This window comes from Streptomyces sp. NPDC127119, from assembly GCF_042677425.1.
In the GTDB taxonomy this organism is placed as follows: Bacteria; Actinomycetota; Actinomycetes; order Streptomycetales; family Streptomycetaceae; genus Streptomyces.
In genome coordinates this window covers 98,003-116,806 of record NZ_JBHXTO010000015.1, presented here as the reverse complement: position 1 = coordinate 116,806, position 18,804 = coordinate 98,003, and the positions used below count along the sequence as shown (strand labels likewise).

The following is an 18,804-nucleotide window of genomic DNA, read 5'->3' as shown; positions in this document are numbered from 1 at the left end:
GTGCGGCCGCGGGGTTTGGGGCTTGGGGGGGGGGGGCCCTTGGCCTTACCCGGGCCGTCGTGGGCCTGACGGACTTGATCGTCCGTCAGCCGACGGACTTGATCGTTTTCATCGTGAGGTGGGAGGTGAAGCGCAGGACGCCGGGAAGGCCGCTGAGCTTGCCGGTGAGGAAGGCCTCGCATGCGGCGTGGTCGGCGACGGCGGCGCGGATGAAGTAATCGGGCCGACCGTACATACGGCGGAACTCGATGACCTCCTCGTACGACGCGACGGTGGTTTCGAAGTCCTCGAAGCTCTTGCGGTCGTTGGCGTAGATCTCGACGTCGATCAGGACCTCCAGACCGCGGCCGAGGGTGGCGGGATCGATCAGGGCACGGTATCCGCTGATGACACCGGCCTCCTCCAGCCGCCTGACGCGGCGCAGGCACGGCGGCGGCGTGAGACCGACCCGTTTGGCAAGCTCGACATTGGTCAGGCGACCGTCTTCGCTCAGGTGAAACAGAATTTCACGATCTGTGGAATCGAGTACCACTTCATTGCTCACATGGCGACTCTACAGCCATGATGCGCAACCAAATAAGGCATCAACTTCTCTAAAATGTCTTCATGCGAATACGTCCTCCCGACGCCGCCCCTGAAGCGCGGCCTGCCCCCGACCTCACAGGCCGGGCACCGTCCGAAGCGCGAGCCGCCTTCCAAGCCTCGCTCTCCGTGGGCATGGGGTTCGTACCGCTCGGTCTCGCCTTCGGGGCGCTGGTCGTCCAGTCAGGACTGGACTGGTGGTGGGCCGGCCTGTCCGCCGCGGTGGCCTTCGGCGGCTCGTTCGAGTTCCTGCTGATCGGCCTGGTCGTCGCGGTGGCTCCGCTGGCATCGATCGCCGTCGCGGCGTTCATGGTGAACGTCCGGCACGTCTTCTACGCCCTGTCGTTCCCCCTGCACCGGGTGCAGGGCCGCCTCGGCAAGGCGTACAGCACATTCGCGCTGTGCGACGAGGCGTACGCACTGGCCTCCACCGAGCGAGCACGCTCCTGGCCCGGACCCCGCATTCTGTGGATGCAGTGCTACCTGCACGTGTACTGGGCCGGGAGCGCGGTGACCGGAGCCCTGCTCGGCTCTCTCATCCCCGAGGGCGTCACCGGTCTGGACTTCGCTCTGACCGCCCTGTTCACCGTGCTGGCGCTGGACGCCCTGCGGGACCTGCGCGACGACCTGCCCACCCCGCTGCTCGCCGCCCTGAGCGCCCTCGTAGCACGTGTCCTCCTTCCCGGGGCAGATGCTGCTGGCCGCGTTCGGCCTGTTCACCGCCGTCCTCCTGGCCCGACACCTGATGACCACCGGGAGGCCGAACCGTGCCTGACACCGAATACGCCGTCGCCGCCGTCCTGGTTGCCGCCGCCGTCACCTGGGTGCTGCGGGCCCTGCCGTTCGCCGCTCTCGCCCCGCTACGGGCCAGCGGTACGGTGCAGTACCTGAGTTCGCGCATGCCGGCCGGCGTCATGATCATCCTGGTCGTCTACTGTCTGCCGGACCTTTCGGTGGCCGAGGCCCGCACGGTGGCACCGCTCGCGGCGCTGGCCGTCACCGTCGGTCTGCACCTGTGGCGCCGCAACGCCCTGCTCAGCATCCTGGGCGGCACCGCCGTGCACGTCCTGCTGACGAGCGTCGTTCTCACCTGAGGCGTCGCCCGCCCGTATCCCTCTCCCCCGTCCTCCACCTCCGTAAGGAACACTCCCGTTGAACACCGGCAGCAGCTACTTCGAACGCATCGACGACCACCGCTACAAGCCCACCCCGCACGCGGGCGGGGCGTGGGATGCCGACGAGATGCACGTCAGCCCGCTTGCCGGCCTCATCGTCCACGAGCTCGACCGCCACCTCGCCCGCGACCGGGAGCGGTACAGCGGCCTCGTCCTGTCGCGGATCAGCTTCGACATCCTCGGGCGCCTCGCTCTCGACGAGTGCGAGATCCGGATCGAGACCCTTCGGCCGGGCCGCACCATCGAACTGATCGGGGCCGTCGTTCACATCGCCGGCCGCCCCGTCGTACAGGCTCGCGCCTGGCTCCTTGCGTCCGGTGACACCGCCGCCGTCGCGGGCGGCGCGGGCGACCGGCTCACGCCGCCCGATGCGCTCGACTCCTGGCCGCTGACCTCGGTGTGGCCGGGCGGCTACATCGCGTCCCTCGACGTCCGGCCGGTCACGGCCCCGCAACCGGGCCGTGCGACCGCGTGGCTCACCACCGACCTGGACCTGGTCGCCGGTGAGCCGGTCAGCTCTCTCGCCTCGTACGTCGCCCTCGTCGACACCGCCAACGGCATCGCCGTACGCCAGCCGATCACCGCCTGGATGTTCCCCAACGTGGACCTGACCATCCACCTCCACCGCCGCCCCGAGGGCCGCTGGACCGGCCTGGACACCACCGTCGTCTTCGGCCCCACAGGCCAGGGCGTGACGAGCACCGTCCTCCACGACACCGCGGGTCCTGTCGGCCACGCCCAGCAGATCCTTACGATCCGACCTCAGCCGTCCTGAAGCGGCTTGGCCTGAAGCGGCCGGGCAGTTCTCAGGCGTAACGCCAAGGTGCTGGCTCGTCGATTCTGTCGAGCGTCATCCATGTCCGCTCCCCATCACCCGGCCAGGTGCCCGCCCCAGCGGGCGGTGCCCCCTACGATGGGTTCGTGACCGCATCCGTCCGAGCAGGCCGCCGCCCCGCCGGGCGGTTGTTCGTGCTGCTCGTTCTGGTGGTGCTGGCCGGTGTGCTGGGCATGCACGCGCTGGCACCCGGTGGGGTTCCGGCAGCGGGTGCCGGGCACGGGATGGTGATGACTGCGGCCGACAACGTGCCGCACGCGGACGCCGGTTGCTCGCACACGGACGGCGGGTCGGGGCACCTCGATCATGCGGACGGTACGTGTGCCGCCTCCGGTACGAGTGCTGCGTACACCCCGCCTGCACTCGTCGACGCGGTCCTTGGCGTACCCGCCACCCCTTCCCTCGTGGCGGCGGCCACCGGTTGGTCCCATGAGGGCCGGGCTCCGCCCGACCTGTCCGAACTGCAACTTCTCCGGATATAGAGCCCCCGCACGGCATCGGCTCGCCCGGCCCGGTTTCGGGCCGATGGGCTGTGGCTGGTGGCCGATGCCGTCCTCGCGCTCGCTCTCACTGTCCGTGACATCGCGCGCCCTCTTACCGGCGCGCGTCGAGGAGTTGCACCATCATGATCTGGAAGCATTCAACTGTCCGTCGTACGGCCGCCGTTGCCATTGCAAGTACTGCCGCGCTCGTACTGGCCGCCTGTGGTGGGGACGGCGACAACGCCGGCTCGTCCGGGCACAACGGTCATGGCGACGGGTCCAGTTCCGCCTCCGCGTCGGCATCCGCGTCGGCATCCGCGTCGGCGTCGAACACGGCGCAGGGGAAGCACAACTCGGCCGACGTGGCCTTCGCCCAGGGGATGATTCCCCATCACCGTCAGGCCGTGGAGATGGCCGACCTCGCCGAGGGACGGGCCCGGTCGCCCGAGGTGAAGAAGCTCGCCGCCGACATCAAGAAGGCACAGGACCCGGAGATCAAGACACTGTCCGGCTGGCTCACTTCCTGGGGTGAGGACGTACCCGCCGAGGGCAGCATGGACCACTCCATGCACGACACAGGCGCGATGATGACGGCCGAGGAGATGACCGAGCTCGAAAACGCTTCGGGTACCGCCTTCGACACCGCCTTCCTCAAGATGATGATCAAGCATCACGAGGGTGCGGTGACCATGGCGAAGGCCGAGCAGGCCGACGGCGTGTCCGCTGCTGCCGTGAAGCTTGCCGGTCGGATCGTCACCGCGCAGAGCACGGAGATCGATCAGATGAACAGGCTCCTCGGAAAGAGCTGACTCACCGGGCCGGGGGCGGGGCAGGGCAGGTGCTGTCCCAGGCCGCCGCCCCGCCCCCGGGCATCTTCGTGTGTGGTGCAGCGCAGCGGCCCGTCGGCTCCCGCGGTGTCGTCGAGGCGGTGAGATCCGGTCGTAACCGGCCACCCCGGCAGGGCGGTTGCCAAGCGGAGCGCCCCCTGCGCGCTCCCGCACCACGACCCGTCGGACAGGCGTCCCAAGAAGTCGCTCTCACCCCCTTTCGTCGCTGCTAACTTCGCGCCAACGCAGCGTGCACAACCCGGGGGAGGCGGCTTCATGGCCGAAGGGGCGCAGGGCGACGGGGCCTACGGAAGGTCCGCGGATCCGGCCGAGGACGCGGCCGAGCATCTCGCCGCGGCGATCGGGACGACTGCCTGGGCGGAGGCGCGGGACGGGGTCCTCGGGCTCGTACCGGACGACGAGCCGGAGGTGAACGAGCGGATCGAGGCCTGGGCTGCCGTCGCGGCACACCGCGAGGGCGAGGAACTGACCCACTTCCTGACGGAGTCGCTGCCGGAGTGGCGGGAGATGATCGAGAGGGCCGTCGCGGATGATCCCGAACGTGCGGAAGAGGCCCGCCGGTTCGCCGATTCCGTACAGTCGCTCCTCCCCTCTCCGGACAGCACGACGACCCAGGTTGCCGTGGCCACAGGGCACGGCACCGTCAACTCCGTACAGAACGGCAACATCTACTACGAGGTCGTACTCGGCCTGGCCCCACGGCCTCCCCGGAAGACGAGCCTCGGCAAGACGGCCGGCATCGCGGTCGCCTCGACGACGGTGGTGGCCGGCGGCGCCCACGTCGTCGCCGACCATCTCGCCACCGAAGCTGTACGGGCTGCGGGCGCCGGAACAGCACCGGGAGCGCCGATCGCCGACCCGGTACAGGCATCCACCGCGGCGACGCAGACCGCCGGATCCACAGCTGCGTCCGGTGCCGGAGCCTCGGCGCCGGGCGCGACACTCGCCGCGAAGGCCACCGCCGTCCTCGGCAAGGCCGGCGCGGCCGTCGGGAAGGCTCTGGCCTTCGGGGGTGCCGGGGCCGTCGGCGTCAGCACGCCCGTGGTGGTGAGCGTGGTCACGGTCGTGGTGGTCGTGACCACCACCGTGATCGTCGTCCTGCCACCCGTCATGAACCGGGCGTCCTGCGACAAGGCCGCCGAGGGCCGCAAGGCCAGCGCGGTCCTGGCGGAGGCCGCCCGGCGCGTGGAACTGACGAGCTTCCGCTACGACGTCACACGCGGCCGGCGCCACGTCACCGGTGCGGCGGACCCGCACGCGCGGACGGCCTGGTTCCGGCAGGGCCTGATCGGTGGCCCGGTCACCAGCGGCACGATCGACCGGGGCAGGGTCGTGCTGCCCATCGGTACAGCCACTCCCTCCGGCACCGGAGCCGGGGCCGGCCCCGATGCCCGGTGGGTGAGGGCGGACGGCGTTTTCATGGACGCCGTCGACCCCGCTGCGTCGGCTCGGGAACTCCGATCGGTGATCCGGGCGCGGCGCGACGGCTGCACCTTTACCGGGGCGCTGGCTCCCGGAGCCGAGCCCGCCGGAAGCGCCCAATCCGCAGGGACAACTGGGACCAGTAGGACCGGTGAGCCCGGTGGGACCCGTGGGACCGGTGGAGCTGCCGAACCCGCGGCGGCCACCTCCGCGCCGAACGCGGAGAGCAACCCCGCCGTGGACTTCCGCGCACGTATCGACGCCCTTGGTCGGCTCGTGCGCCTCACCACCGAGGCGTCCGGCGACAGGTTGCCCACCTCCGCCCGCTACTGGGACTTCGGGCTGACCGTGACCGCGTCCGCGCCGCCGCCGCCGTCCAGCGGTGGGCCGAAGCAGTCCGAGTCCGAGTCCCAATCTGAGTCCGAGACCGAGACCGCCACTCTGACGGGCGCATGGGCCGGAGACTGGTCCACAGGGTTCGGCACAGGAGGATTCACAGCCACCCTGTCCCAGGACGGGGACCGACTCACCGGGGACCTGAAGGTCACCGGAGTGCCCTGCTCCCTGGACGGGTCCCTCGACGGCACGCTCGACGGCGACCGCATCACCTTCGGCAGCGTGAGCAGCGAGAAGAGGATCACGTTCATCGGAAACGTGGACGGCGACACCATGCGCGGCACCTTCAAGACCGACTGTTACGACGCCTCCGGTCCGTGGACCGCGCGACGCTCCGGCTCCTGACAGAGCCCCTGACCGAACTCCCCACCGGGCTCCCCACGACGCTCCCCACCGGGCTCCTGACCGGACTCCGGGCCGAGGAAAGGCACCCACCCACATGATCCCCGAATGGCTGTCCACGCTCACCGCGGCCGGTTCCGCCGCCCTGGTCAACGCCGCTTCCACCGATGCCTGGGACGCCGCCCGCGAGCGCTTCGCCAGGTTGCTGGGCCGCGGCGATCCCGACCGTTCCGAGGCGGCGGCCCGACGTCTGGACGAGCTGCGGCGCATCGCCGACCTGCCCGGCAACGAGCGTGAGCTGGCCGACGCCCGCCACGCCTGGCGCCTGCGCCTCGGGGACCTGCTGGAGGACCACCCGGACGCCGTCGGCGAACTGCGGTCCGCGATCGCCGAGCTACCCCCGCCCAGGCCCGCATCCGCCGCCACGAACCGCCAGGAGAACCGTGCACACGACCACGGCACCGTGAACGCGGTCCTCAACGGCGACCTGACGATCCACCGCCCACGACCAGCGACATCGGACGGCTGAGACGCTCGCGATCGTGTCCTGGCGCCGGGCACCTCCTGCCGGGCCACAAGGTCATCGCTCACCCGGCCCGCAGGCATTCGATCCGGAACAGCGGGAACATGGGACGTATGACAAAGAATGATGACGACTCGCACACGCACCACGCGCCCGGATCCCAGCCGAGCGCCCGTCCCGGTTCCGATGAGCCGCAGACGATCCCGGTGCCGACCCCGCCCGTCGCGCGGGACAGCGGCCCCGCGGACCCGGCTGACCTGGCCGACGAAGATGCCGAGTCGAAGAAGCCCGCCGCCCGCGAAGAGCAGAAGAAGCCCACGTCGCAGGACGACTGACTCCTGCTGGGGATGCGCGGGAAGCCGCCGACACCTGACACGGCCGAGTCGGGCCGGGACCCCTGACGGGGATCTCCGGCCCGACTCGGCCGTGTCAGGCATCAGACGTCAGGTGTCAGGTGTCAGGTGTCAGACAGGTGTCGAGGGTCGGGTGCCCCAGTGGTGGTCATCGCGTCGGATCCTGTGACCGGTCGTTGCTCGGCTGCCGGGTGGTCCATGACGTGAGGATGCGCAGGGCGTCGTGGGAAGGGCTGGCGGGTTCCGCGGTCAGGATCATCAGGCGCTGTCCCGAGCCGTCAGGGCTGGTCCAGGTGTCGCAGTCGAGGGTGAGGTCGCCCACCAGGTGGTGGCGGTAGTGCTTCGTGCCGTAACTGGCGCTGTTGACCCGGTGTTCGGCCCACCATGTACGGAAGTCGGGGTCCTGGAGGGACAGTTCACCGACGAGTTGGGCGAGGTCGGGATCGTCGGGATTACCCGCGGCCTCCATACGCAGTGCGGCGACGGCGTCCCGGGCGTCATGGGCCCAGTCCTGGTGCAGTTGCCGGACCACCGGGTGGGTGAACAGCAGCCGCAGGTAGTTGCGCCGGTTCGCGGGGAGGGCTGCGAAGTCCGTGTAGAGGGCGGTGGCGGCGGGGTTCCAGGCCAGGATGTCCAGGCGTTCGCCGAGGACGAGCGCCGGGGTTTCGGTGAGCTGGTCGAGCAGACGTCGCATGGCCGGACGCAGGCGTTGGGCGGGTCGTCGACGGGGCGGGTGGGCGTCGGCGCGGCCCGCGAGGTCGTACAGGTACTTCTGGTCGTCGTCGAGGCGCAGGGCGCGGGCCAGGGTCGTCAGCACGGGTACGGAGGCCCGGACGCGGCCCTGCTCCAGCCGTGTGTAGTAGTCCACGCTGATGGCGGCGAGCTGGGCGGCCTCCTCGCGGCGCAGTCCGGCGACCCTGCGGGCGGAATCCGTCTCAGGAAGTCCGCACTCCCGCGGTGTCAGCTGGGCCCGGCGGGCTTTGAGGAAGGCGCCCAGCGCCCGGGAGTCGGAGTCTGAAGTCATGCTCCCAAGTGTCGCCGTGCCGCGCCGACCATGGCACATGGGTGAGGGGGCACGTTCTTTCCCAGGCAGAAACCTGGCTCTCCCGTACGTGCGGAGAACGACGGAACGTGGACGTGTGCCCGGCAGGAAGCGGACCCCGAGTCCGTCGCACCGGTGCGTCACGACACGTAATCACCGTCTCAGGGAGTTACTCATGACCAGGACCATCGTCAGCTTCGACAGCGCCGGCATCCCGCTCGCCGGCCACCTCTACACCCCCGACACGCCCGCGTCGGGTCCGTGGCCGGCGCTCGTGGTGGGTCACCCCGGTACCGGCGTGAAGGAACAGACCTCCGGCACGTACGCGCAACGGATGGCCGAGCGCGGGTTCGTCACCCTGGCCTTCGACGCCGCCCACCAGGGCGAGTCCGGCGGTCTGCCTCGTGGTCTGGAGGACCCCGCCCAGCGGGTGGAGGACTTCAAGGCCGCCGTCTCCTACCTCACCACCCGCGCCGAGGTCGACGCCGATCGCATCGGGCTGCTGGGCATCTGCGCCTCCGGCAGCTATTCACTGGCCGCCACCGGCAGTGACCACCGCGTCAAGGCCGTGGCCACCGTCTCCACGGCCGAACCCGCCCGCCAGTTCCGTCTCGGCGCCGACGGCACCCAGGACCCGGCCGTCTTCCAGTCCCTGCTGGACGCCGCGGCGGCGGCTCGCAGTACTGCCGCACGCGGCGAGGACCCCGGCGCGATGACCATGTTCCCGGAGACTGCCGAGCAGGCCCGCGCGCTCGGCGGCGAGCACGGTGTCGAAGGCTTCGAGTACTACTGCACCCCGCGCGGCATGCACGAGCGCTCCGCGAAGACCCTCGCTTGGGAGAGCATCGACAGGATGGCCCTCCACGACGCGTTCTTCCCCATCCCTCTGATCGGCCCCCGCCCCATCCTCCAGATCATCGGCGAACGCGCCGTCACCGCGTGGATGGCCGTCGAGGCCCACCAGCGCGCAACGGGCCCCGCAGAAATCCACTGGATCAAGGACGCGAGCCACGTCGACCTCTACGACAAGAAGGAGTACATAGACCCGGCCATCGACAAACTGACCACCTTCTACACCACCCACCTCACCACCAACTGACTAGCGGCAAAGCCGTGGCCGGCGGCGCCTGGACAGTACGGGGTCGCTGGTGCCCGGTCCGGCCAAGCGCACCGTGCGAGTAGGTCCGCAGGTCCACAGGCGTTCAGGTGGGCGATGACGCGAGGGTCGTTGCGACGCCCCTCTTGTGCAGTCCCTCTGCCAGGTACGCCATCTCCACGAACGTGCCGACCAGCCCCGTTCCCTTGAGGTCGCAGGCCTTCAACCGGGCTTCGCCCAATGACAGGTCGCACATCTCGCGTAGGGCTCGCAACACCGGAACGAGGCTAGCCTCCTCGGTCGCAAGACGAAGTCGAGTGGACCCATGCTCAGCCAGAAGTGTCTGCCTGATCTCTTCCGGAGCCGGGCCCGTTCCCGCCTCGCACCACGACGCGTCGGGGCAGTCCTGGCCCCGCACTTCGACGTCCCAGCGCAACTGTCCGCGATCGATGAACTGCCCGACATTACGGACCAGAACACCACCACAAGTCCCGCAGGGCGAGACGACCTTGGCCCCCTGAGTGGCGGTGAACATTCATCTCCCTGCGACGTCGATCCGCCTGATCCTGCCGCACACGCCGAATCCCTGGCGACTGGATTGTCAGGGATCACGGCAGAGCTGTGCAGCTGGGCTGTAGCAGGAGCAGGAGCAGCACAGTGTTTGCCAAGTAGACCAAGGTTGCGCGCGAGGTCGGCAATGGTCTCGGCGATGTCAGCACCGGGAGTCTCCGCCATCGCGCGGCATTTGGAGTCCGGGCGGACCGAGTGACGCTCCGGCGGCGAGCAGCGAGTATCGATCGACGATGCAGCCCCACGGCGCGCCTCCCCAACCGATGGTTGTCCGTACAACTACCTTGTATATGCGCCGACTTGGCGAAGGGTGTCCGGTGGGCATGAGCCGGACTCCCGACCGTATCGGGCGGCCGATGGTCTGCCCGGCCGTGTCTCAGCAAGGAAAGACAGAACATGAAGATCGGCTTCGCGCTCCCGCAGTTCCACAAGCAGGCTTTCGGTATCTCCCGCATCGCCACGTTCGCCCGTGAGGTCGAGCAGGCCGGTGCCGCGAGCCTGTGGGTCGGCGACCGCAACCTCGCCGCGGTGTCCCCGAAGATCGGCTACGGCGGTCAGGGCGACACCATCCCGGCCGAACTCAACCCGGCCGCCGACCCGTTCGTCCTGCTGGGGGCGGCGGCGAGCGTCACCGAGCACGTTCAGCTCGGTATGCACGTACTGATCGCGCCGCTGTACCCGCCGGTCCAGCTCGCCCGCTCCCTGACCACCCTCGACCTGGTGAGCGAAGGACGTCTGCTGCCCGGGTTCGGTATCGGCTGGTCCCCCGAGGAGTACGAGGCGGCCGGCCTGGACTTCCACCGACGTGGCGCGCGGATGGAGGAACTGCTCGACGTCCTCGACACCATATGGACCTCCGACCCGGCCGAGTACAAGGGCACCCACCTCACCGTGCCGCTGCACCACTCCCCGCTCAAGCCCCACCAGAGCCCGCGTCCGCCCATCTACCTGGGAGCGATGTCCGAGCGCGCCCTGCGCAGGGTCGCCCTTCGTGGTGACGGCTGGCTGCCGCTGTGCGTGGTGCCGAGTTACGTCGACATCGACGGACTCGTCGCGCAGCGCGCCCTCATCGACAGCCAGGCCCAGGAGGCCGGCCGCGACCCGGCGAACATCGGCACGGTCCTCCGCGTCAACATCGACTCCGGTACCCCGACGTCCACCGTCGTCGACACCGTCAAGTCCGTGCACGAGCGCACCGGCATCGACCACTTCATGATCGACTCCCTCTACACCGCCGACACGGTCGAGGACTCGATCGAGCTGGCCGCCGAGATCCTCGCCCTGGCCAACGAAGGCTGAGCCGGGCCCCGTGTCCCCGTACCCGCGGGGGCACGGCATGGCCCCTCCGTGGGCCACGACCTCGCCCGATCGACCGACCGACCGACCGGAGAGTGTGGCTTCACCACGGGGTCGCTACCCGATCCCGGCCGCCGCCTCGCCCTCGAACGGGATGCCCAGGCCGTCGGCCACGGTGGTCAGCGTCGTCCCCAGCGGGAGTGCGATCCGGGTGACCGCGTGGACGTCACCGCGGGTCGCGTCCCGGTTGACGATCAGCACAGGCTTCCCGTCCTGCGCCGCCTGACGGACGAAGCGGAGCCCGGACATCACCGTCAACGAGGAGCCGAGGATCAGCAGAGAGGTCGCCGCACGGACCAGTTCGCGGCACTGCTCGACCCGGGCGACAGGCACGGATTCACCGAAGAACACCACGTCCGGTTTGAGGATGCCCCCGCAACGCGTGCAGGGCACCACCTGGAAGTCCCCGACCTGCTCGTCGGTGAGGTCGGCGTCGCCGTCGGGGTTGATCGCCGCGGCCACCGGTGCGAAGCCCGCGTTCGCTTGCTCCAGCCGGCGGGCGAGTTCGCGGCGCGGGCTGAAGGTGCCGCAGGACAGGCAGACGACCCGGTCCAGACTTCCGTGCAGCTCCACGACGCCCTCGGTGCCCGCGGCCTGGTGGAGGCCGTCGACGTTCTGGGTGATCACGCCGGTGAGCAGGCCGTGCCGCGCGAATGCGGCGACGGCCCGGTGCCCCGCGTTGGGGCGGGCCCGGCCGAAGGTACGCCAGCCGAGGTGGCTGCGCGCCCAGTACCTGCGCCGCGCCGGCGCACCGCCGACGAAGTCCTGGTAGGTCATCGGGGTGTGCCGGCTCAGGCTCCCGCCCTCGCCCCGGTAGTCGGGGATGCCCGATTCCGTGGAGATGCCCGCTCCGCTGAGCACCAGCACCCCGCCGAGGCGCAGCGCGTCGGTGACCGGCTGCGGGTCGGTGGTGCCGGGCGGCAGGTCGTCGGTCGGGGTCCAGCTCAAGGTGGGGCGCATGCGCATGCCACCAGAGTAGGCAACCCCGGCCTCCACCGGATCGGCGGAACGCCTTGCCCGCCGCCCCTCCTGACCTCTCTCGCCCCCACACCGGCAGGACCTTCCGCGCAAGCACACTCCTGATGAACTTTTTCAGACACGTGGTGGCGTAATCCGTCGCCTTCCAGCCATGTGCCGACACGGGCCCCAACTGCGTCCTTTACGTCTCCGTAATCCCCCGGCTGCCGGATGACACGGCTCTGACCAGGGGGGATGCAGGATTCCTTCATTGACGGCGGCCCCGGTGCTCATTAGCGTCGGCGCCATGAACCACCGAGCCCCCGTGGACACCATCGACGACCTGGACCGGCGCATCATCGCCGCGCTCCAGCTCAACGGTCGTGCCCCGTGGAGCGCGGTGGCACGGTGGGTGGACGCCAGCGAGACGACCGCCCAGCGGCGCTACCGGGCCCTGCGCGAGCGCGGACTGCTGCGGGTCGTCGGCACCCTGGAGCTGGACCGGACGCGGGAGGGATCCTCCATGCTCGTCCGGGTGCAGGCCAGGCCCGGCCGTGGTCTCGACGTCGCGGACCGGCTCACCGCCAGTCCGGATGTGCGTTTCGTCGCTGTCGTCACCGGCGCCGCCGACCTGATCGTCGACTTCGTCGCCCGCGACAACGAGGAGATGATGCGGATGCTCTTCACCGATCTGCCCGCGGCCGACCTCATCACCAGCACCGAGGCCGTACCGGTCATCCGCGCGTTCACCTCGGCGTCCATGTGGGACACCGGACTGCTGCCCGCGGAGGCGGCTGCCGACCTGCGGCCCGACACCCTGGCGTCGTCCTGCGACCGCGCCGACTGGGACGTCACACCACAGGCGCTCACCACCCTGGAGCAGGCGGTCGTGGCAGCCCTCAAGGAGGACGGCCGCACCCCGGTCAGCACGTTGGCCAGGAACCTGGATCACACCGAGTCCAGCGTCGCGCGGGCCATGGACCGGCTCATCTCCCGCGGCATCCTCCAGTTCCGCACCCTGGTCGAGCCGGCTCTGATCGGGTACGACGCGGAGTTCATGGTCTGGCTGTCGATCGAGCCCGACCGGCTCGACGCGGCGGGACGGCAGCTCGCCGGGCATCCGGGAACCAAGTTCCTGGGCGCGGCGACCGGACGCTTCAACCTCGTCGGGCACATGGTGCTCCCCCGCCGCGCCGACCTGTTCCGCTACACCAGCGACGTCATCGGGGCGCTGCCCGGCCTGCTGGCCTCCGACGTGACCCTGCACCTCGTCACCATGAAGTACTCCTGGCACCGCATGGTCCGCCCCGCCGCCTGAGCGGGCACCCGCCCGGCCGCGTATCCGCGACCTCTCCCACGCCCCGCTCCCCCACTTTTTCCCGTCCTGTCCCCGACCCCGTGGAGTCACCATGCCCACAGACGACTCCGGCCTGCCCGCGGAGAGCTGGCGCTGGACCGAACCGACCTGGCGCGGCCACCTCGACGCCGTGCGCGCCGGACGACGGCTGGTCCCCGACCGCTGGCCCGGTGGTGCCCGCGTCGCGGTCGCGATCTCCTTCGACTCCGACCACGAGACGATCCCGCTGCGCGACGGCGAGACCAGCCCCGGCCGCCTCGCCCAGGGCGAGTACGGCGCCCGCGTCGGCGCGCCCCGGATCCTCGATCTCCTCGCCCGGTACGGCGTGCCCGCCACGTTCTTCATGCCGGCGGTCTCCGCCCTGGTTCACCCCGAGGAGGCGCGCGCCTACACCCGGGACGGGCACGAGCTGGCCGTCCACGGCTGGATCCACGAGCGCAACATGCTGCTGGGCCGCGACGACGAGCGGGAGCTGACCGCACGCGCCCTGGACACCCTCACCACGCTGACCGGGCAGCGGCCCGTCGGTATCCGCACGCCGTCCTGGGACTTCTCCGACTCGACGCTCGACATCATGCTCGAACTCGGCTTCGCGTACGACTCCTCGCTGATGGCCGACGACGAGCCCTACGAGATCGTCGCCGGGGGCAGGCCCACCGGTCTGGTCGAGATCCCCGTGGACTGGATCCGGGACGACGCGCCGTACTTCACGATGGACCGCTACGGCTCGGTCCGTCCGCACAGCCGTCCGCGCGACGTGCTGGAGATCTGGACCGACGAATTCGACGCCGCGTACCGCGACGGCGGTGTCTTCCAGCTCACCCTGCACCCGCACGTCATCGGGCACCGCTCGCGCCTGGTGGCCCTGCGTGAACTCCTCGACCACATCGCCGCCCATTCCGACGTCTGGTACGCCACGCACGCCCAGCTCGCCGACACGGCCCGTGCCGTGCTGAACAGCGGGATGACAGCCGGAAACGACCAGACGACCGCCCGTTCCGTCCCCGACGCCCCGGAGCAGACGCCATGACCACCGGATCCGCCACACCACCCGCCGGTCCCCTGTCCAAGGGCGGCGACTCCCCCGCCCCGGGCAGACTGAGCGGCGCCCAGCGCAAGGCCATCGTGGCCGGCACCATCGGCAACACCGTCGAGTGGGTCGACTGGGCCCTGTACTCGATCTTCGCGAAGATCATCGCTGACGAGTTCTTCCCCAAGGGCGACGGAGCGGTGGCCCTGCTGTCCACGCTCGCCGTGTTCGCCGTCGGCTTCGTGATGCGTCCGGTCGGTGCCGCCGTCCTCGGGGCCTACGCCGACCGGTACGGCCGTAAGAAGGGCATGACCCTCACGGTCGCGCTGATGGCGGGCGCCGGCTTCCTGATCGCGATCACCCCGAACTACGACACCATCGGCGTCCTCTCGCCGCTGATCCTGCTCCTGGCCCGGCTCGTACAGGGCTTCTCCGCGGGTGGCGAGTTCGGTTCCTCGTCCGCCTTCCTCGTGGAGTCGGCCGCCCGCGGCAGGCGCGCGTTCGCCGGGTCGTGGCAGCAGGTGTCGGTCGCGGGCGGTGTCCTCATCGCCTCGCTCCTCGGCACCCTCACCACCTCGGTGCTGAGCGACGACGCCGTGCACTCCTGGGGCTGGCGCGCCGCGTTCATCTTCGGCGGGCTCCTGGGTCTGGTCGGACTGTGGCTGCGCGTGACGGTCGAGGACACCGAGTCCTTCACCCAGGCACAGGACACCGGCCGCACCCGTACCAACCCCGTCAAAACCATGTTCGTCGAGCACCCGGCCGCGACCCTGCGCGTCGCCGGCATCACGATCGCGGGCACGCTGACCTACTACATCTGGGTCAACTACCTACCCACGTACGCGAATCTGACCACCGGCATCCCGCTGAAGACGGCCCTCCTGTCGCAGACGCTGTGTCTGGTCGTGTTCGTCGTCGCGCTGCCGTTCGTCGGGCTGCTCTCGGACAAGATCGGCCGCAAGCCGACCATGGCGGCCTTCGCCGGCGGCTTCGTCGTCCTGGCCTGGCCGCTGCTGCACCTGCTCAGCGGCAGCTTCCTGAGCCTGTTCCTGGTCCAGCTCGTCGGCATGCTGCTGATCCTCGGCTACTCCGCCAACTGCGCCGTCATCATGGCCGAGCAGTTCCCGGCGGAGGTACGCGCCACCGGCATCGCCCTGCCCTACGCGCTGGCGGTCGCGGTCTTCGGCGGCACGGCCCCCTACCTGACCACCTGGATGCACGAGAACGGCCACAGCGACCTGCTGTGGATCTACGTCTCCGGCGCCGCACTCATCTCCCTCGTCGTGTATCTCACGATGCCGGAGACCAAGGACAAGGAGTTCGACTGATGGCGCATGTGCTCGTCACCGGTGCTTCGGGCGGTATCGGCGGCGCGATCGCCGAGGAGTTCGCCGCACGGGGCGACCTGCTCACGCTCGCCGACCGCGACCCCGAGGCGCTGGAGCGGACCGCGGCACGGCTGGGCGGCAGCGCGGCGACGCACACCGCGGACCTCACCGACGCGGACGCGCCCGCAGCCCTGGTCGAGGCGGCCTGGGCGGCACACGGACCCGTGGACGTCCTGGTCAACGCGGCGGGGGTCTATCCGTCCCTGGACATGGCCCAGGTCGAGGCCGACGCCTGGGACCGGCTGTTCGCCGTGAACCTGCGTGCTCCCGTGCTCGCCACCGCCGCGTTCGCCCGGCTCGCCATGGCGGCCGGACGGCCCGGCGCAATCGTCAACATCTCCTCCGGTTCCGCGCTGCGGGCCCGCCCCGGCGGGGGCCCGTACGCGAGTTCCAAGGCCGCGCTGGAGATGGCCACCCGGGCCGCCGCCCTGGAACTGGGCGAGCACGGCATCCGCGTCAACGCGGTCAGCCCCGGGTTCGTCCAGGTGTCCAGCGACTGCAATCCCGTCTCGGCCGAGTACGCCGCGGCCATCGGCGGCAACCCGCTCGGCCGCCCGGGAAGCCCCCAGGACATCGCCCGCGCGGTGTGCTGGATCGCGGGCCCGGAGGCCTCCTGGATCACCGGGGAGGTCCTGCGCGTGGACGGCGGATCCAGCACGGGCGCACTGCACCTGCCCCGCATCTGGCAGCACGGCGACACCCGCGCCACTCCGCACGCGGCGATCCCGGCCGCCGGCGCCACCGCCTCCACGGAAGGACTCCTCACATGACCGCCCCCTCCCCGCAGCGGGCCGCCTACACCGTCGTCGGCGGGGGCGCGATCGGCGGCACGCTCGCCTTCGCCCTCGCGCGGGCCGGCCACCCGGTGACGGTCATCGACACCGACGCCGCTCACGTGGCCGCGATCCGCGCCCGCGGACTCGTCGTCGCCCACGGCGAGTCCCGTACGAGCGTGCCGGTCCTCGCCGCCACTCCGGACGAGTTCACCGGCACCCTCGGACGGGTCCTGCTGGCCGTGAAGGCACAGGCCACCGGTACGGCGGCGGCGTGGATCGCGCCCCGTCTGGAGCCGGACGGCTATGTCGTCTCGCTCCAGAACGGCTTCAACGAGGGCCTGATCGCCCAGCATGTCGGTGCCCCTCGCACCGTCGCCGCGTTCGTGAACATCTTCGCCGACGTGGTCGAACCGGGTGTCGTCCTCGACGGCGGCGCCGGAGCCCTCGTCGTCGGCGAGCCCGGCGGCGCCCCGGTCAGCCCCCGCGTCCGCGCGGTCGTCGCCGACCTGCAGAGCTGGGGTCCGGCCGTGGCCAGCGACAACGTCGAGGGGTATCTGTGGGCCAAGGCCGGCTTCGGTGCGATGCTCGCCGCCACGGCCCTCGCCGACGCCCCCATGGCCGACCTGATCGACCGGCACCGGCCCGCGATGGCCGGCCTGACCGGTGAGATCTTCGCCGTCTCCGACCGGCTCGGCGTCACCCTGGAAGCCTTCGACGCCTTCGAACCCCTCCCGCTCCGGCAGGGTACGGATCCGGCGGCACGCGACGCCGCCTTCGACCGCCTGAGTGCGTGGCTGCGTACGCAGGCGAAGGACCGCAGCGGCATCTGGCGCGACCTCGCCGTACGCCACCGGCCCGTCGAGGTGACCACCCACTACGCCGACGTCTTCGACCACGCGGCCCGCGAGGGACTTCCCACGCCGCTGCTGCGCACCGTCATGGACGGCCTGCGCTCACTGGAGGGAGCCCCGGACGGGATGTCGGAAGCACGGCTGGAGGAGCTGGACCGCCTCGCCGGGCAGGCGGCACCCGGGCGGCCGGACGGCCCGACCCACCCTGCCCCGGCCGCGATGCCCGGTCGGCTGCCGGAGGTGGAACAGGCCGCGGCGGTCCGGCGCTGGCTCGACGAGCACCGCGAGGACATGGTCGCCGACCTCGACGCGTACACCTCGCAGGGCAGTGCCAGCGACGACCCGGACGACCTCGACGCCTGTCTCGGCTGGCTGCGGGACTGGCTCGACGGGCGCCTGGGCGCACCGGACACCGAGGAGATCCTTCCCCGCGCGCAGGCCGGAGCGGGGGACATCCTTGTACGCCGCTATCCGGCCCGGGACGCCGTCGCCGAGGACGGTCGGCCGGTCCTGCTCCTCGGGCACTACGACACCGTCTGGTCGACCGGCACCCTCGACGACTGGCCCTTCCGGCGGGACGGCGACCACATCAGCGGGCCCGGTGTGTTCGACATGAAGGCCGGTCTCGTACAGGCGGTGTGGGCCCTGCGCGCCCTCGACGCCCTGGGCCTGCCCAGGCCGGCCTGCACCCTGATGCTGAACGGCGACGAGGAGACGGGCAGCCTCGCCTCCCACGAGGCCATCGTCGCCGAGTCGCACGGCAGCAGGCTCGCCATGGTCTTCGAGGCGGCGGCGGACGGCGCGATCAAGACGGCCCGCAAGGGAGTGGGACTGTTCACCCTGACGGTCACCGGCAGTGAGGCCCACGCCGGGCTCGACCCGACCGCCGGGGCGAGCGCGGTGGACGAACTCGCCCACCAGATCCTGCGCCTGGCCGAGCTGCGCGCGCCGGACGCGGGCACCTCGCTCAACGTGGGCGTGGTGGAGGGCGGCACCCGCAGCAACGTCACCGCGGGACGCGCCGTCGGGCGTATCGACATCCGTGTCGCCTCCGCGGCCGAACAGCAGCGGGTCGGCGACGCTCTCGCCGCCCTGCGCCCGGTCGATCCGCGCACCAGCGTGGAGATCACCGGGGACTGGAACCGGCCCGTCTTCGAGCGGACCGAACAGGTCGCGGCGCTCGCGGAGTTGGCCCGCCGGTGCGCGGCGCTGCTCGGGGAGGATCTGCGGGAGGCGTCCGTCGGCGGAGCGAGCGACGGCAACTTCGTTGTCGCCGCGGGGACGCCCGTCCTGGACGGGATCGGGGCGGTCGGCTCGGGCGCCCACGCGCGCTCGGAGAACACCTCGGTGTCCGGCCTGGTCGCACGCTCCGCGCTGGCCGCCACGGTGCTGGGGGCGCTGGCCGCCGGATGACTCTCACTGA

19 protein-coding genes are annotated in these 18,804 nt (G+C 70.8%); 15 read left to right on the top strand and 4 right to left on the bottom strand.

All coding sequences use genetic code 11. The features are described 5' to 3' along the window. Nucleotides 1-85 precede the first annotated feature (85 nt). On the bottom strand, nt 86-544 hold the full coding sequence (locus ACFVH5_RS10420) for an Lrp/AsnC family transcriptional regulator (RefSeq protein WP_385833134.1): 459 nt from the start codon (nt 542-544) through the stop codon (nt 86-88). 62 nt (nt 545-606) lie between these two features. Between ACFVH5_RS10420 and ACFVH5_RS10415 the strand changes: the two genes are divergently transcribed. The 8 genes from ACFVH5_RS10415 (at nt 607) to ACFVH5_RS10380 (ending at nt 6,940) form a co-directional block, all read left to right on the top strand. After that, entirely contained in the window at nt 607-1,473 is an 867-nt protein-coding gene (locus ACFVH5_RS10415; protein WP_385833133.1) for an AzlC family ABC transporter permease, read from the top strand. Beyond that, nucleotides 1,383-1,676, top strand: a complete 294-nt coding sequence (locus ACFVH5_RS10410; RefSeq protein ID WP_385833138.1) for a branched-chain amino acid transporter permease — start codon at nt 1,383-1,385, stop codon at nt 1,674-1,676. Before ACFVH5_RS10415 ends, ACFVH5_RS10410 begins: the two co-directional genes overlap by 91 nt. A gap of 58 nt (nt 1,677-1,734) precedes the next feature. Further along, nucleotides 1,735-2,532 carry a thioesterase family protein gene (locus tag ACFVH5_RS10405; RefSeq protein ID WP_385833132.1) on the top strand — a complete coding sequence of 266 codons (798 nt, stop codon included), beginning with the start codon at nt 1,735-1,737 and terminating at the stop codon, nt 2,530-2,532. Nucleotides 2,533-2,678: 146 nt separating this feature from the next. Beyond that, nucleotides 2,679-3,074, top strand: a complete 396-nt coding sequence (locus ACFVH5_RS10400; protein ID WP_385833131.1) for a DUF6153 family protein — start codon at nt 2,679-2,681, stop codon at nt 3,072-3,074. Between the two features lie 143 nt (nt 3,075-3,217). Beyond that, nucleotides 3,218-3,883 (top strand): DUF305 domain-containing protein, encoded by a 666-nt coding sequence (locus tag ACFVH5_RS10395; protein WP_385833130.1) that lies wholly within the window; start codon nt 3,218-3,220, stop codon nt 3,881-3,883. A 294-nt stretch (nt 3,884-4,177) separates the two neighbouring features. Continuing rightward, complete coding sequence (locus ACFVH5_RS10390; protein ID WP_385833129.1) at nt 4,178-6,085, top strand: hypothetical protein; 1,908 nt, start codon at nt 4,178-4,180, stop codon at nt 6,083-6,085. 94 nt (nt 6,086-6,179) lie between these two features. Beyond that, on the top strand, nt 6,180-6,611 hold the full coding sequence (locus tag ACFVH5_RS10385; protein ID WP_385833128.1) for a hypothetical protein: 432 nt from the start codon (nt 6,180-6,182) through the stop codon (nt 6,609-6,611). Between the two features lie 107 nt (nt 6,612-6,718). Then, the gene (locus tag ACFVH5_RS10380; RefSeq protein WP_385833127.1) at nt 6,719-6,940 is read left to right on the top strand and encodes a hypothetical protein; all 222 of its coding nucleotides are present in this window, start codon (nt 6,719-6,721) and stop codon (nt 6,938-6,940) included. A 166-nt stretch (nt 6,941-7,106) separates the two neighbouring features. On the opposite strand, the gene ACFVH5_RS10375 is transcribed toward ACFVH5_RS10380, so the two are convergent. After that, nucleotides 7,107-7,982 carry a helix-turn-helix domain-containing protein gene (locus ACFVH5_RS10375; RefSeq protein WP_385833126.1) on the bottom strand — a complete coding sequence of 292 codons (876 nt, stop codon included), beginning with the start codon at nt 7,980-7,982 and terminating at the stop codon, nt 7,107-7,109. Nucleotides 7,983-8,175: 193 nt separating this feature from the next. Here ACFVH5_RS10375 and ACFVH5_RS10370 point away from each other — a divergent pair, with 193 nt between their 5' ends. Further along, a complete protein-coding gene (locus tag ACFVH5_RS10370; RefSeq protein ID WP_385833125.1) occupies nt 8,176-9,099 on the top strand; it encodes an alpha/beta hydrolase in 924 nt (307 codons plus the stop codon). 103 nt (nt 9,100-9,202) lie between these two features. Here ACFVH5_RS10370 and ACFVH5_RS10365 read toward each other — a convergent pair whose 3' ends face one another. Further along, nucleotides 9,203-9,631: a hypothetical protein gene (locus tag ACFVH5_RS10365; RefSeq protein WP_385833124.1), complete on the bottom strand. Its 429-nt coding sequence runs from the start codon at nt 9,629-9,631 to the stop codon at nt 9,203-9,205. Nucleotides 9,632-10,062: 431 nt separating this feature from the next. On the opposite strand from ACFVH5_RS10365, the gene ACFVH5_RS10360 reads away from it, so the two are divergent. Beyond that, nucleotides 10,063-10,965 carry a TIGR03619 family F420-dependent LLM class oxidoreductase gene (locus tag ACFVH5_RS10360; protein WP_385833123.1) on the top strand — a complete coding sequence of 301 codons (903 nt, stop codon included), beginning with the start codon at nt 10,063-10,065 and terminating at the stop codon, nt 10,963-10,965. A gap of 114 nt (nt 10,966-11,079) precedes the next feature. Here the strand turns inward: ACFVH5_RS10360 and ACFVH5_RS10355 are convergent, their stop codons facing one another. Beyond that, nucleotides 11,080-11,988: an NAD-dependent protein deacetylase gene (locus ACFVH5_RS10355; protein WP_385833122.1), complete on the bottom strand. Its 909-nt coding sequence runs from the start codon at nt 11,986-11,988 to the stop codon at nt 11,080-11,082. A 298-nt stretch (nt 11,989-12,286) separates the two neighbouring features. Between ACFVH5_RS10355 and ACFVH5_RS10350 the strand changes: the two genes are divergently transcribed. The 5 genes from ACFVH5_RS10350 to ACFVH5_RS10330 all read left to right on the top strand — a co-directional run bounded on the left by ACFVH5_RS10350 (nt 12,287) and on the right by ACFVH5_RS10330 (nt 18,794). Beyond that, on the top strand, nt 12,287-13,297 hold the full coding sequence (locus tag ACFVH5_RS10350) for an Lrp/AsnC family transcriptional regulator (protein WP_385833121.1): 1,011 nt from the start codon (nt 12,287-12,289) through the stop codon (nt 13,295-13,297). Between the two features lie 91 nt (nt 13,298-13,388). Then, nucleotides 13,389-14,366: a polysaccharide deacetylase gene (locus ACFVH5_RS10345; RefSeq protein WP_385833120.1), complete on the top strand. Its 978-nt coding sequence runs from the start codon at nt 13,389-13,391 to the stop codon at nt 14,364-14,366. Then, nucleotides 14,363-15,694, top strand: a complete 1,332-nt coding sequence (locus ACFVH5_RS10340) for an MFS transporter (RefSeq protein WP_385833119.1) — start codon at nt 14,363-14,365, stop codon at nt 15,692-15,694. Before ACFVH5_RS10345 ends, ACFVH5_RS10340 begins: the two co-directional genes overlap by 4 nt. Then, a complete protein-coding gene (locus ACFVH5_RS10335) occupies nt 15,694-16,524 on the top strand; it encodes an SDR family NAD(P)-dependent oxidoreductase (RefSeq protein ID WP_385833118.1) in 831 nt (276 codons plus the stop codon). Before ACFVH5_RS10340 ends, ACFVH5_RS10335 begins: the two co-directional genes overlap by 1 nt. Further along, nucleotides 16,521-18,794 carry a M20/M25/M40 family metallo-hydrolase gene (locus tag ACFVH5_RS10330; protein ID WP_385833117.1) on the top strand — a complete coding sequence of 758 codons (2,274 nt, stop codon included), beginning with the start codon at nt 16,521-16,523 and terminating at the stop codon, nt 18,792-18,794. The genes ACFVH5_RS10335 and ACFVH5_RS10330 overlap by 4 nt, the downstream gene beginning before the upstream one ends. Nucleotides 18,795-18,804 lie beyond the last annotated feature (10 nt).

Bases quoted from the DNA above. Each gene is read 5' to 3' on its own strand.
- ACFVH5_RS10395 (WP_385833130.1), top strand. From the start codon at position 3,218: ATGATCTGGAAGCATTCAACTGTCCGTCGTACGGCCGCCGTTGCCATT.
- ACFVH5_RS10350 (WP_385833121.1), top strand. From the start codon at position 12,287: ATGAACCACCGAGCCCCCGTGGACACCATCGACGACCTGGACCGGCGC.
- ACFVH5_RS10335 (WP_385833118.1), top strand. From the start codon at position 15,694: ATGGCGCATGTGCTCGTCACCGGTGCTTCGGGCGGTATCGGCGGCGCG.
- ACFVH5_RS10380 (WP_385833127.1), top strand. From the start codon at position 6,719: ATGACAAAGAATGATGACGACTCGCACACGCACCACGCGCCCGGATCC.
- ACFVH5_RS10345 (WP_385833120.1), top strand. From the start codon at position 13,389: ATGCCCACAGACGACTCCGGCCTGCCCGCGGAGAGCTGGCGCTGGACC.
- ACFVH5_RS10360 (WP_385833123.1), top strand. From the start codon at position 10,063: ATGAAGATCGGCTTCGCGCTCCCGCAGTTCCACAAGCAGGCTTTCGGT.
- ACFVH5_RS10415 (WP_385833133.1), top strand. From the start codon at position 607: ATGCGAATACGTCCTCCCGACGCCGCCCCTGAAGCGCGGCCTGCCCCC.
- ACFVH5_RS10365 (WP_385833124.1), bottom strand. From the start codon at position 9,631: ATGTTCACCGCCACTCAGGGGGCCAAGGTCGTCTCGCCCTGCGGGACT.
- ACFVH5_RS10340 (WP_385833119.1), top strand. From the start codon at position 14,363: ATGACCACCGGATCCGCCACACCACCCGCCGGTCCCCTGTCCAAGGGC.
- ACFVH5_RS10370 (WP_385833125.1), top strand. From the start codon at position 8,176: ATGACCAGGACCATCGTCAGCTTCGACAGCGCCGGCATCCCGCTCGCC.
- ACFVH5_RS10385 (WP_385833128.1), top strand. From the start codon at position 6,180: ATGATCCCCGAATGGCTGTCCACGCTCACCGCGGCCGGTTCCGCCGCC.
- ACFVH5_RS10330 (WP_385833117.1), top strand. From the start codon at position 16,521: ATGACCGCCCCCTCCCCGCAGCGGGCCGCCTACACCGTCGTCGGCGGG.
- ACFVH5_RS10355 (WP_385833122.1), bottom strand. From the start codon at position 11,988: ATGCGCATGCGCCCCACCTTGAGCTGGACCCCGACCGACGACCTGCCG.
- ACFVH5_RS10390 (WP_385833129.1), top strand. From the start codon at position 4,178: ATGGCCGAAGGGGCGCAGGGCGACGGGGCCTACGGAAGGTCCGCGGAT.
- ACFVH5_RS10375 (WP_385833126.1), bottom strand. From the start codon at position 7,982: ATGACTTCAGACTCCGACTCCCGGGCGCTGGGCGCCTTCCTCAAAGCC.